9 protein-coding genes are annotated in these 11987 nt (G+C 70.5%); 3 read left to right on the forward strand and 6 right to left on the reverse strand.

All coding sequences use genetic code 11. From position 1 onward, the window contains the following. Window positions 1–34 precede the first annotated feature (34 nt). The 4 genes from ASF60_RS14180 to ASF60_RS14195 all read right to left on the reverse strand — a co-directional run bounded on the left by ASF60_RS14180 (window position 35) and on the right by ASF60_RS14195 (window position 6008). Window positions 35–1411, reverse strand: coding sequence for a DUF2252 domain-containing protein (locus tag ASF60_RS14180; RefSeq protein WP_056185949.1), 1377 nt, complete (start codon window positions 1409–1411; stop codon window positions 35–37). A 69-nt stretch (window positions 1412–1480) separates the two neighbouring features. After that, window positions 1481–3079, reverse strand: a complete 1599-nt coding sequence (gene purH / locus ASF60_RS14185) for a bifunctional phosphoribosylaminoimidazolecarboxamide formyltransferase/IMP cyclohydrolase (protein ID WP_056185952.1) — start codon at window positions 3077–3079, stop codon at window positions 1481–1483. 79 nt (window positions 3080–3158) lie between these two features. Beyond that, a complete protein-coding gene (locus ASF60_RS14190) occupies window positions 3159–4925 on the reverse strand; it encodes a heparinase II/III family protein (RefSeq protein ID WP_056185955.1) in 1767 nt (588 codons plus the stop codon). 228 nt (window positions 4926–5153) lie between these two features. After that, window positions 5154–6008, reverse strand: coding sequence for a tetratricopeptide repeat protein (locus ASF60_RS14195; RefSeq protein WP_056185958.1), 855 nt, complete (start codon window positions 6006–6008; stop codon window positions 5154–5156). A 137-nt stretch (window positions 6009–6145) separates the two neighbouring features. Between ASF60_RS14195 and ASF60_RS14200 the strand changes: the two genes are divergently transcribed. Further along, window positions 6146–7633, forward strand: a complete 1488-nt coding sequence (locus ASF60_RS14200) for a leucyl aminopeptidase family protein (RefSeq protein ID WP_056185963.1) — start codon at window positions 6146–6148, stop codon at window positions 7631–7633. A gap of 7 nt (window positions 7634–7640) precedes the next feature. Here the strand turns inward: ASF60_RS14200 and ASF60_RS14205 are convergent, their stop codons facing one another. Together ASF60_RS14205 and ASF60_RS14210 are read right to left on the reverse strand one after the other, a co-directional pair. Next, window positions 7641–8597, reverse strand: coding sequence for an EcsC family protein (locus ASF60_RS14205; protein ID WP_244478444.1), 957 nt, complete (start codon window positions 8595–8597; stop codon window positions 7641–7643). A 19-nt stretch (window positions 8598–8616) separates the two neighbouring features. Beyond that, complete coding sequence (locus ASF60_RS14210; protein WP_056185971.1) at window positions 8617–10065, reverse strand: AmpG family muropeptide MFS transporter; 1449 nt, start codon at window positions 10063–10065, stop codon at window positions 8617–8619. Window positions 10066–10381: 316 nt separating this feature from the next. On the opposite strand from ASF60_RS14210, the gene ASF60_RS14215 reads away from it, so the two are divergent. Both ASF60_RS14215 and ASF60_RS14220 read left to right on the forward strand, forming a co-directional pair. Continuing rightward, a complete protein-coding gene (locus ASF60_RS14215; RefSeq protein WP_056185974.1) occupies window positions 10382–11533 on the forward strand; it encodes a PAS domain-containing protein in 1152 nt (383 codons plus the stop codon). Next, a complete protein-coding gene (locus ASF60_RS14220; RefSeq protein ID WP_056185976.1) occupies window positions 11530–11982 on the forward strand; it encodes a response regulator in 453 nt (150 codons plus the stop codon). Before ASF60_RS14215 ends, ASF60_RS14220 begins: the two co-directional genes overlap by 4 nt. The last annotated feature ends 5 nt before the right edge of the window (window positions 11983–11987 follow it).

Genomic DNA, 11987 nt, shown 5'->3' on the forward strand with positions numbered 1-11987 from the left:
GAAGGCCCCGCCACCCGGCGGGGCCTTTTTTCGTTCAGGCGGCCTGCGGCGTCGGCGTCGTCAGGAAGTCGGTGATCAGGAGGGCGTGGTCCTCGACGCTCTGGCGCGCATACGCCATGGCGAAATCCGCGATCGCCTCGTCGAAGGCCGAGCCCTTGCCGAGATAGCCGGCGATCATCACGGCGTCGCCCGACCGGGCATGGGCGCGGGCGAGCGTGGTGCCGCAGAGCTGGGCGTAGGCCTTGGCCCCGCTCTCGGACAGGATCTCGCCGACGGCCGAGAGCTTCCGGTTCTTGAGCTGGCGCACGTAGTAGGAGCGTCCGCTCGCCTCGGACTGCGCGGTGCCGAGGAAGAGGTCGCTCGCCGCCTGCATGATCCGCTGGCCGTCGATCACCCGCTGGCCCTCGGAGACGATCGAGAACGGCTTCAGGGCGAGCTGCCCGATCACGGAGGGCCGGGCCTCCTTGATCTGCAGGAACAGCGGCGCGCCATCGGCATCGGCATAGATGCCGACCGCGCAGACGAGGCCGACCGAGCCGATCCCCACGACCTTGAAGGCGACGTCGCGACGGGCGTAGCGCGAGACCAGGGTCCAGCGATCGGCGCTCAGTGCGCCGGGATAGGCCTGGAGTGCCGCTTCGGCGTGCTGTACGGCCTCGGTCAGCCCGTCCGGCCCCTCGTGGAAGATCGTCCGATCCTTGTCGGCGATGCGCCAATCGGCCGGGTTCTGGCGATCCGGCTCGGAGGCCAGCTTGGGGGTGTCGCCGCGGCTCAAGCCGTCGGCATTCTCCATCGAGGCTTCCGAGAGCAGGCGCCGGCACAGGTCGCCGTCCCCAAAACGTCCGACCTCGAGGTCGATATCGATGCGGCTGTGCCAGATCGCCAGCGGCGACAGGTTGGACAGGTCGCGCATGTGCTCGCGATAGGCGCAGGCAGTGGCCTTCGCGGCCTTGCGGGCCTTCTCCACGCCGCGCGGAAGGGCCGCCAGGGCCACGCTGGCGGCGAGGCGCTTCACATCGACGGTGAAATCGACGTTCCAGAGGGTCTCGTCGAAGTCGTTGATGTCGAACAGGGTCTGCCCCTCGGGGCTGCGGTACACGCCGAAATTGCCGACATGGCAATCGCCGCAGGCCTGGACCGGAATACCCGGGACCGGCACGCCCTCGAGATCGGCGGCCATCACGGCCGCCGCCCCGCGCAGGTACGCGAAGGCATTGTCCCGCATCCGTTCGTAGCGCAGGGGGATCAGGCTCGGCAGCCGACCGGCGTCGCCCGCCCGCAGCACCGCCAGCGGATCACGCTGCGGCGTGGGCTGCCACTGGCCGTGGGATTCCCGGGACACGTGCTCGCGCAGGCGCTTGCCGGCCGCGCGGCGCTCCTCGCGGCTGGACAGGATGGGCATGTGGGTCATGGGAGGCCTCGTCGATGCGGCGGGCGTGGGCGCCCGGCCGTGTTCCGGTGGCAGGTGCGCTGCCGATCGTCAGTGCCGGAAATGGCGGTGACCCGTGAAGACCATGGCGAGGCCGGCCTCGTCGGCGGCCTTGATCACGTCGGCGTCGCGCATCGAGCCGCCGGGCTGGATGATGGCCGTGGCGCCGGCCTCGGCCGCCGCGATCAGCCCGTCCGCGAAGGGAAAGAACGCGTCGGAGGCCACCACCGAACCCTTGGCCAGGCTCTCGGCAGCGCCGATGCGACTGGCGCCCTCGGCGGCCTTCCAGGCGGCGATGCGAGAGGAATCGACCCGCGACATCTGTCCGGCGCCGATGCCGACGGTGGCGCCGTCGCGCACGTACACGATGGCGTTCGACTTCACGTGCTTGGCGACCCGGTAGGCGAAGCGCAGATCGGCATATTCCCGGTCGGTGGGTGCGCGCTTCGTGACCACCTGGAGCGGCATGTCGTCGACCACGGCGGAATCACGCGCCTGGACGAGCAGCCCGCCCGAGACCGTCTTCACGGTCTCGCCGCCGCCGCGCGGGTCGGGCAGCCCATCGGCCAGCAGCAGGCGCAGGTTCTTCTTGGCGGCCACGATCGCGACCGCCTCCTCGGTCGCGTCCGGGGCGATGATCACCTCGGTGAAGATCTCGACGATCCTGCGGGCCGCGTCGGCGTCGAGCGTCCGGTTCAGGGCGACGATGCCGCCGAAGGCCGAGGTCGGATCGCAGGCGAGCGCGCGCTCGTAGGCTTCCAGGAGGCTGGCCCCCTCGGCCACGCCGCACGGATTGGCATGCTTGATGATCGCCACCGCCGCCGACCGCGTCGGTTCGAACTCGGCCACGCATTCGTAGGCCGCATCGGTGTCGTTGAGGTTGTTGTAGGACAGTTCCTTGCCCTGAAGCTGGCGGGCGGTGGCGACGCCGGGCCGGGCCGGGCCGGGCATGCGGTAGAAGGCGGCGCTCTGGTGCGGGTTCTCGCCGTAGCGCAGCGACTGGGCCAGGGTCCCGCCGAAGGCGCGGAAGACCGGCGTCGTCTCCGTCTCGATCTGGCTGCCGAGCCAATTGGCGATGGCGGCGTCGTAGGCGGCGGTCCGCGCATAGGCCTTCTGAGCGAGGCGGCGGCGGGTGCGCGCGCTCAAGGCGCCGCCCTGCGCCGCGAGTTCGCCGAGAAGGTCGCCGTAATCGGCGACGTCGACCACGACCGCGACGTCGGCATGGTTCTTCGAGGCGGCGCGAATCATCGCCGGGCCGCCGATGTCGATGTTCTCGACGCAGGCGTCGTAGTCGGCGCCCTGCGCCACGGTGGCCTCGAAGGGGTAGAGATTGACCACCAGCAGGTCGATGGCGCGGATGCCGTGGGCGGCGAGCGCGGCCTGGTGTTCCGGGTTGTCGCGCACCGCCAGCAGTCCGCCATGGACGCCGGGATGAAGCGTCTTCACCCGCCCGTCCATCATCTCGGGAAAGCCGGTCAGTTCGGCGACTTCCGTGACGGGGAGTCCGGCCGCCCGCAGGGCCTTGTGGGTGCCGCCGGTCGAGACGAGTTCGATCCCGAGTCGGTCGAGGGCCGTGGCGAACGCGACGAGGCCGTCCTTGTCCGAGACGGAGAGAAGCGCGCGGGTAACCCGCACCTGATCGTGCGACATGGCATTTCGTCCGAGGCAATCGACGGTGGAACCTGCGCCGCGCCTACCACGGATTTGTGCGCTGCGGCCAGACGCCTCGTCAGCCTTCGCGGGCGGGCGCCCTGGCGAAGCCCCACCGGACCCGGGTGTCCTCCGTCACCGAGACATAGAGCACGATCTGGTCGGTGCGCCGTGCCCCGGTGAGACCGGCGAAGTAGACGCTCTCTTCCAGGGCGACCTGCGCGCCCTCGGCTCCGAAGTGCCAGATTTCGCCGATCGGCGAGGTGAGTTCGAGCCGGCCGTCGTCGAGGCCGCGGGCCGCGATGGCCGGGTGGAGATGGAAGCGCACCGCCACCTCCTGCGGCCGGTGCCGGGCCTTGCCTGACCGGGCCTTGCCAGACCGGACTTTGCCGCGCCGGGTCGGCTGGGGCCGCACGAAGGCGTCCTCCCCGTCGAGCAGGTGGCCGTTGCTGGTCAGGCGCCAGCGCCGCTCGTGAATGATGCCGTGGTCGCCGGCATAGCCGTCGTGGCGGGCCGCCAGGATCGTGGCGCCGGGCTCGGTCGTCCGCTCCGCCTTCACGTCGCGGGGGCCGCGCAGGATCACCGGGCCGATACGCCGCGAGAGCCAGGTCACGGCCCAGCGCTCGTACCAGGCCCCGCCCCCGACCAGAAAGCGGCAGGAGGAGGTGTCGGCCACCGTGGCGGTGGAATGGGCGGCGGTGCTGCGGGCGAGGCGGCGCAGTTCCGGGCCGCTCGCCGGCAGGCCGCAATTGACCACGATGCGCTGCGGGCCGCTCGACATCTCGAACGACAGGCAGCCGGCCCCGGCATTGATCGAATCGGGCAGCGGAGGCGGCGCGCCGACATCGGTCACGACCAGCACCCGCCCGCCTTCGAGGCGCTCGTAGCCGGAATTCGGCGCGTGCATCATCGGCTGGGCCAGGGCGCCGTCATAGACCAGGAGCGTGGCGAGGTGGTCGGCCGCCGTCGCGCCCATGCCGTTGAAGTGGCTGAGCGAGGCATCCGGGTGGCGCAGCAGGCGCAGCAGCGGCAGCATCCGGTCGATGGCGTGCAGCAGCGCCACCGGCGGGTCGACGCTGCGGGAGAGGAAGCTCTGGCGCAGGGGGAGCAGGTCCAGCAGCAGTTCCATGGCGAAGCGCGGGTCGCGGCTGCGATGGCCGCCGTCGCGCAGGATCTGCCGGTCGAGTTCGCGCACCAGGATGCGCGTGGCCCGGCGTAGGATCGGCTGGATGCCCTCGCAGCATAGGCCCGCGTAGCAGAGGGCGACGGCGGCCAGGAGCCGGGATTGCGGAGAGATGCCGCGGCGCAGATCGCCCTCGAGGTCGCGGGCGGCCTTGCCGAGGCTCTTGAGAAAAGCCTGGTAGAAGGCGTGGTCCGCACCCTCCAGGACGAGGGGTGACTGACACAGGAACGAGATCAGCCGCCGGGCCGCGACCGGGGTCGGACGGGCGAACGTCGCATCGCCGCGTCCGGCGATGAAATCGGCCACGAAGGCGCGGGCATTGGCCCGGGCCAAAGCGGTGTCGGCGGCCCTGAGGTGGCGCAGCCATCCGAAGCCGTAGAGGATGTCGGCCCATTCCGGCGAGGGCGGCGCGTAGTCGAAGGGCGAGCGGCCGCTGACCGAGAGCGAGCGACCGGCGAAGACGAAGAGGCCGGCATAGATGTCGTCGGCGAAGGTGGCGTCACTGGTGCGCAGATCGTGCGGGGCGATGACCAATCCGGTCACGCGGGCGCGGCTGAGGATATCGGGCCGGCCGGTGAGGCGCGCATAGGTGTTGCGCACCGAGCCCGCGATTTCGCGTCCGATCAGCCGATAGAACCGCCAGCGATCAGCCCCCCAACGCACGCAGTCTCCTCTTTCAACGTAACGCCTACGAACCGGCGCCCCGCCGAGTCTTGTTCAGGTCGAGTCCGATCCAGGTCGGATCTTGCCGGGTCGAGCCTTGCCAGGTCGGATCTTGCCGTTTCGGATCTTGCCGGCTTCTCTTCCGATCGAGTCCCGTCCGGTCCTGGCTAGGCCGTGCGCCTTAACCTTCGGTTAACCTCAAGTCACTGGCCCCGTCCATGCGAAGGCTCAATCGGTTGGGGTTTCCGCCAGCCGGCGGACGGGCTTCGCCGCGCGGGCATCGGCCGTCTTCAGGGCCTTCCAGCTGTTGGGCTGGGCCACGAAGGCGCGCAGGGCGGCGGTGTTGGCGGCGGCCTCGTCGGGCGAGAGGTCCTGGCGCGCCACGGCTTCCGCATCGGCGAACTTGCCTTGAAGGCCGAGCACCAAGGCGAGGTTCTGGCGAACCCGCACGTCGGCGCGCGGCTGGGCGGCGGCCCGCCGCAGGGTCGCTTCCGCCTGGGGCAGCTGACGGCCGAGCGCGTAGGAGAGCCCGAGATTGGACAGGATGACCGGGTCGTCCGGCTGGATCTTCAGGGCCGCCTCGTAGAAGGCCTGAGCGCGGGCGTTGTCGCCGAGCTGGTCGGCCACGGCGCCCTGCGCCGAGAGCACCCGCCAATCGGGCCGGGCGGGCGTATGGGCGTTCTGCAGGACGTCCGATGCCTCTTGGAAGCGGCCGACTTCCGAGAGGCTCTTGCCGTAGGCCGCCAGCACCGCGGTGTTCTTGGGGTTGCGCAGGGCCGCCTGCTGCAGCACCGCGACGGCCTGGGGCTTCTGGTCGGTGGCCCGCAGGGCCTGCGCGTAGCGCAGCGCGAGGCGCAGATCGTTCTGGTCCCCGGCGTATTTCTCGCCCAGGCTCTCGACCTCGCGGCGGCTGATCACCGCGGGGTTCTGCGCCCGGCCGAAGCCCGGCAGCGAGAGGCCCCCGATGGAGCCGGTGGTCTCGGGCGAGCGGGACTGGCATCCCGCCGCGAGGGCGGCCACCAGGACCGCCACGGCCAGCCGGGCCGGCCGGATGCGAGAGGACTTCAACAGCGGCGTGACCATGGCGCGCTCCGCGACGACCCCTCGGGTCTGAACGTGACCGGCGGAACGCTTCGCGCCGCCGTAGAGCCGGTGATAGAGCGTTAACCCTAACCCGCCGTTAATCCCCCGGCGGTCCGTTTCCTGCCTGTGCGAGAGCCATGAGCCAGACCCTGTCCCGCCTCGTCCGCGAGGCCGCCGATGCCGTGCCGATCACCTGCGTCACCCGGGAATCCTGGCCCGGGATCGAGGCGGCGCTCCCCGCCCCGCAGGCGGCCTATGCGCGCGCGACCGACTTCAGCCCGAAGGCCGGGTGCCTGGCCCTCCTCCCCGATGCGGAGGGTCGAGTGGCCGCGGTTCTCTTCGGCCTCGGTGACGATGCGGACCCACTTCTCGCAGGCAAGCTCCCCGGCCTCCTGCCCCCCGGCACCTACCGGTTCAGCCCGACGCAGAACTCCGACGTGCAGGGCTCCGAGCTGCGTGGCTCCGACGTGCAGAACTCCGACGTGCAGGCCTCCGACGTGCAGAACTCCGACGGGCAGGGCTCCGAGCTGCGTGGCTTCGACGTGCAGGGTGCGACCCTGGCCTGGCTGCTCGGGAGCTACCGCTTCGGACGCTACCGGGCTGCGAGTGCCGAGCGCCCTGCCCTCGCGGTGTCCGAGGGCGTCGACGCCGAGGCGGTGACACGCATCGCCGAGGCCGTGGCCCGTGGCCGCGACCTCGTGAACACTCCCGCCAACGACCTCGGCCCGGCCGAGATCGAGGCCGCGATCCGCGCCGTCGCGGACCGGCACGGCGCCGCCGTTACGGTGGTGACGGGAGAGGATCTGGCGCGGGACTTCCCCCTCGTGCACGTCGTCGGCGCCTCGTCGCCGCGCGCGCCGCGCCTGATCGACCTGACCTGGGGGCCGGTCGATGCGCCTCGGGTCACCCTGGTGGGCAAGGGCGTCGCCTTCGACACCGGCGGCCTCGACATCAAGCCGTCGAGCGCCATGCTGCTGATGAAGAAGGACATGGGCGGCAGTGCCGCCGCGCTCGCGGCCGCCGAGATGGTGATGGGGTCCGGGCTGAACCTGCGCCTGCGCCTGATCATCCCGGCCGTCGAGAATGCCGTGTCGGGAACCGCGTTTCGACCGGGGGACGTGATCCGCAGCCGCGCCGGCCTCACGGTCGAGATCGGCAACACCGACGCCGAGGGCCGCCTCATCCTGGCCGATGCGCTGGCGCTGGCCGATGCGGAGAAGCCCGACCTGCTGATCGACTTCGCGACCCTGACGGGGGCGGCCCGGACGGCGCTCGGCCCCGACCTGCCCGCCTTCTTCACTGAGGACGAGGCGTTGGCGCAATCCGTAGCCGAGGCTGGAGCGGCGGTGGCCGATCCGGTCTGGCGCCTGCCGCTGCACAAGCCCTACGCGAGCCTGCTCGATTCCAAGATCGCGGACTTGAACAACGTGTCCGGCGGCCCCTTCGCCGGGGCGATCACCGCCGCTCTCTTCCTGCGCCGCTTCGCGCCCGCGACGCGGGCGCATGTCCATTTCGATCTCTACGGCTGGAATCCGTCGACCAAGCCGGGACGCCCGGAGGGGGGCGAGGTCCAGACGGCGCGTCTGGTCCACGCCCTGCTGACACGGCGCTACCCCCGGGCGTAAGCCCGGGTCACACCCCCAGCATCGCCTTCTCCGACTCGTAGGCGGCGCGCACCGGAGCGGCTCCGTAGATCCGCTCCAGGCGCCGCACGGTGAAGTGGGCGCGGGCGGTGGACTGGAAATGGTCCATGAATGCGGCGTTCACGGCTGCGCCGCCGAAGGCCCCCAGGATCGGCACGGCCTGGGCCGCCACCTTCTGCGAGACGACGAGGCCGAAGCGCGCGGCGATCTGGGTTGAGAACCGGATCAGGGCCGGGGCCGCCTCGTCGAGCAGCGCACGGTTGCCGGCGTAGCGGGCGGCTTCCACCATGGTCTTGGCGAGCGCGGCGCGGACCGCGAAGTAGCCGCTCTCGGTGAGCGCGCTTCCGGCGGCCTCGCGTCCGCCGAGGGCGAAGACCTGCACGCAGGCGAGCGCGTTTTCCGGGTCGCTCAGGTCCTCGCCCTCCTCCTGGGCGATCTGGGCGATCGACCGCAGCATCAGGGTGGTCGAGAGGGGCAGTTCCACCGCCAGGGTGGCGAGGCCGAAGGCGCCGCCGACCGCACCCGAGGCCGCCGCCATGGCCTTGTGGCCGAACGTGCTCGACGGAAGGTACTTGGCGAGACGCGTCACCGTGCGCATCGCGACGGACGGCTCGGCGACCGGACCTTCGAGAAGGGCTTCGGCGCTCGCCGCCAGCGGACCCTCCCGGCCCGCCGCAACGTGCGCCGGAAGCGTCGCCAGCGCGACCTTGAGGGAGGCCCGCATCGCACTCTCGGTCGCCTGCGACACCGCGTCGGTCACCGGTGCGGGCAGCGCCCGTCCGATGAAGTCGAGGGGCGCGCCGGCGATCCCCGAGAGGCGGGCGGCGAGGCCGGGTTTCTCCAGGGCCTCGACCGCCCGGCGCAGGGCTGCGCGGTCGGCGTCGCTGAGCGGCGGTGCGCCGGGGGCGATGGCGGGTGCGGTGGTGTTGTCGTCGACGAGTTTGATGTTGCTCACGTCTGCGGTCTCATCCGTGTGCCGGGCGGGGACGTTCGGGACGACCCGTCCCAGGTTGGTCGGTGCCGGTGGAAGCAAGCTCGGGGCCTCGGAGTTGGTTCCCGCCGATCTCGTCGCCGGCCGCGGCCTCCGGGCGGACGGGATCGCGAGCCGTGGCGGCCGCGGCGGCGGCTTTGCGCTCGCCGGCGCGACCGACGAGGAGGCATAGGATCACCACAGGAATGCCGACGGCGGCCGTGAAGGCGAAGAACACCGGGTAGCCGTAGGCCGAGACGATGAAACCGGAGCTTCCGGCGATGAGCTTGCCCGGCAGCGCGTAGAGCGAGGAGAACAGGGCGTATTGCGTGGCGGCGAAGCCCGGCGCGGTCAGGCTCGACATGTAGGCGATCAGCGCCATGCCGGCGAAGGAGCCGCAGAAATTGTCGATCGAGATCGCCGCCGTCAGGCGCCATACCTCGGGGCCGCCGAAGGAGAGCCACGAGAAGGCGAGGTTGGAGGCTGCGCCCAGGAAAGCCCCGACCACGAGGGTGGGAAACAGCCCGAACCGGGTCATCGCCCACCCGCCCACGAAGGCGCCGGCGATGCCGATCCAGATGCCGTAGAGCTTCGAGACGGCGCCGATCTCCACCAGACTGAACCCCACCTCCCGGTACAGGGGGCTCGCCATCACGCCGGAGATGAAGTCCGGCAGGCGATAGAAGGCGACGAGCAGCAGGACGGCCCACAGACTGGCGCCGAACCGGGTGTGCAGCTCCGTCAGCGGTTCGAGGACCGCGCCCCGGAAGGTCCAGACCTTGAGGGGAGCCGCCGTGGTCGTGACGGCGCGGTCGTAGGCCGGTGCCAGCAGGGCCGCGATCATGCCAACGCCCATCAGGGCCGCCATCGACAGGTAGGCCACGGGCCAGCCGTAGGCGCTGGCGATGAACAGGGCGCCGGCTCCGGCCGACATCAGGGCAAGGCGGTAGCCGAGGTTCGAGGTCGCGGCCATCACGCCCTGCAGGTCGGTGCCGGCGGCGTCGATGCGCCAGCCGTCGATCACCACGTCCTGCGTCGCGGCACAGAAGGCGACGAGGAATGCCCCGAGGCCGAGCAGCGCGAGGCTGGTGCCCGGATCGGCGAAGGCCATCAGCGTCAGCGCCAGGGCCACGGCACACTGACTCGCGATCATCCAGGCACGCCGCCGCCCGAGGGCGCGGCTCAGGACGGGAACGTCGAACCGGTCGATGATCGGCGCCCAGAAGAACTTCAGGGTGTAGGGAAGCGCCAGGTAGCTGAACAGGCCGATGGCCTTGATGTCCACGTTGGAATAGGCGAGCCGTGTCGAGAAGGTGCCGAGCACCAGCAGCAGCGGCAACCCCGAGGAGAAGCCCAGGGCCAGCATCAGCAGGATGCGCGGGTCCTCGATGATGTCCTTCAGGCGAAGGCGGCTCCGAGCACCCCGCACGTCGCTTTGAGCCATGACATGGAACTCCTGAGGTCCGAACGGCTTGATGCCCGCATACTGAGCAGGCCTCGTCGCCGGCCCGATCGTCGGGCCGGCGACGAGGATGTCGGCCGTTTACGGCCGATTACCGTCCACAACATGCCTTCCGAATTCTTAACGCGAGGTCTCGCATCTTCCTGTTAGCGGTCTGCCAGCCCTCCGGGGGTTCAGCGATCCAGGTGTTGACGGCGGGGCATCCCGGCAGTTCAAGTCTGGGTTCGTCTGCGTGGGGACGTGCGACGGATCGGCGTCCAGGTCTACAACGGGTGTTTCGTCTTGGCTGAAGCCGATCATGACGCATAGGGAAACGCCGGTCACCAGGGCACGCGGTCTCGGAGTCAATGCGGGCGCGTTCGTGGCGGCCTTCACCGCGAGTCCGACGCCCATGGTCCTCACCGATCCGCGACAGGCGGATAATCCCATCGTCTGGGCGAACGACGCGTTCCTGGCCCTGACCGGGTACGAGTGGGACGAGATCGATGGCCGGAACTGCCGGATGCTGCAGGGGCCCGAAACCGATCCGCGTGCGATCAGGCGCTTGCGCGAGGCCGTGACGGCCGGTCGCCCGCTCGAGGTCGAACTCGTCAATTACCGCAAGGACGGGTCCTCGTTCTGGAACGGGATGACCGTCGCGCCGGTCCATGACGAGACCGGCCGGATCGTGCATTTCTATTCGGCCCAGGCCGACATGACGGGCAAGCACCGTCACGAAGTCGCGATGAGGGATGCCCACGACGAACTCGAGCGGCGCGTCGGCGAGCAGACGGCCGACCTCAGGGCCGCGTTGGAACAGAAGACGGCGCTGCTCCACGAGGTCGACCATCGCGTCAAGAACAACCTCCAGGTGATCTCGTCGCTGATGCTGCTGAAGGCACGGCGCACGCCGCAGGGCGAAGCCCGCGACGCGCTGCAGGGGATGGCCGAGCGCATCGGCGCCCTGTCGACGGTCCACCGGATGCTCTACTCCACCGGCGACGTGACGAAGTTCGACCTTCGGGAATTCGCGGAGGATTTCGTCTCGGAACTCGTCGCCGGTCTCGACACCGACCGCACCGCCGTGAGTGCGGAGATCGACTCGATCGCGGTCTCGGCCGCCATGGCGGCGCCCCTCGCGCTGATGATGCACGAGCTTGCGACCAACGCCGTGCGCCACGCCTTTCCGGGTAGCCGGCCGGGTCGGATCATGATCACGGCGCAGCGCAGCGCGGGCGGCCTGCGCATGCTGATCGAGGACGATGGGATCGGCATGGCCAGTGGGACGCCGAATCCCGCCGGCTTCGGCCGGTCCCTGGTGGAGATGGTGGTGCGCCAGCTGCGCGGGGTGATTGCCTGGAGCGACGTCTCGCCCGGCACCCGTGTGGAGATCACCGTGCCCCTGGATGCCATCTCGCTGCAGAGCGTGATGTCCGATCGCGCCGCCGAGCCGGATTGGGCCTCCCGATGACCGATATCCCCCTCCGCATCCTCGTCGTCGAGGACGAGGCGCTGATCGCCCTCGAACTCGAGTGCCTTCTCGACGATCTCGGTCATGTCATCGTCGGGGTGGCGGGGAGTTCGGTGGAGGCGATCGCGCTGGGGCAGTCGACGGCTCCCGACGTGGCCTTCGTCGACATCCATCTCGTCGATGGCCCGACCGGAGTGGACGTCGCCCGGGCTCTCAGCGCCGATCCCCACACGACGGTGGTGTTCATGACGGCGAACGCCAAGCGCATCCCGGACGACTTCGCCGGCGCGGTCGGCGTGATCGCCAAGCCCTATTCGGAACGGGTGGTTGCCGGCGCTCTGCGGTATGTGGCCGACCGGCGCGCCGGCCTCGAGGCCACGGTCGAAGGGTTGGACGGGTTTCGCCTAGCGGCGCGCGAGGCGCTCGGTCGGCATCCGCTCATCCGCTGAGCGGC

The sequence above is a fragment of the Methylobacterium sp. Leaf113 genome (assembly GCF_001423325.1).
Taxonomy (GTDB): Bacteria; Pseudomonadota; Alphaproteobacteria; order Rhizobiales; family Beijerinckiaceae; genus Methylobacterium.

Bases quoted from the DNA above. Each gene is read 5' to 3' on its own strand.
- ASF60_RS14215 (WP_056185974.1), top strand. From the start codon at position 10,382: ATGACGCATAGGGAAACGCCGGTCACCAGGGCACGCGGTCTCGGAGTC.
- ASF60_RS14210 (WP_056185971.1), bottom strand. From the start codon at position 10,065: ATGGCTCAAAGCGACGTGCGGGGTGCTCGGAGCCGCCTTCGCCTGAAG.
- ASF60_RS14200 (WP_056185963.1), top strand. From the start codon at position 6,146: ATGAGCCAGACCCTGTCCCGCCTCGTCCGCGAGGCCGCCGATGCCGTG.
- purH (WP_056185952.1), bottom strand. From the start codon at position 3,079: ATGTCGCACGATCAGGTGCGGGTTACCCGCGCGCTTCTCTCCGTCTCG.
- ASF60_RS14180 (WP_056185949.1), bottom strand. From the start codon at position 1,411: ATGACCCACATGCCCATCCTGTCCAGCCGCGAGGAGCGCCGCGCGGCC.
- ASF60_RS14195 (WP_056185958.1), bottom strand. From the start codon at position 6,008: ATGGTCACGCCGCTGTTGAAGTCCTCTCGCATCCGGCCGGCCCGGCTG.
- ASF60_RS14220 (WP_056185976.1), top strand. From the start codon at position 11,530: ATGACCGATATCCCCCTCCGCATCCTCGTCGTCGAGGACGAGGCGCTG.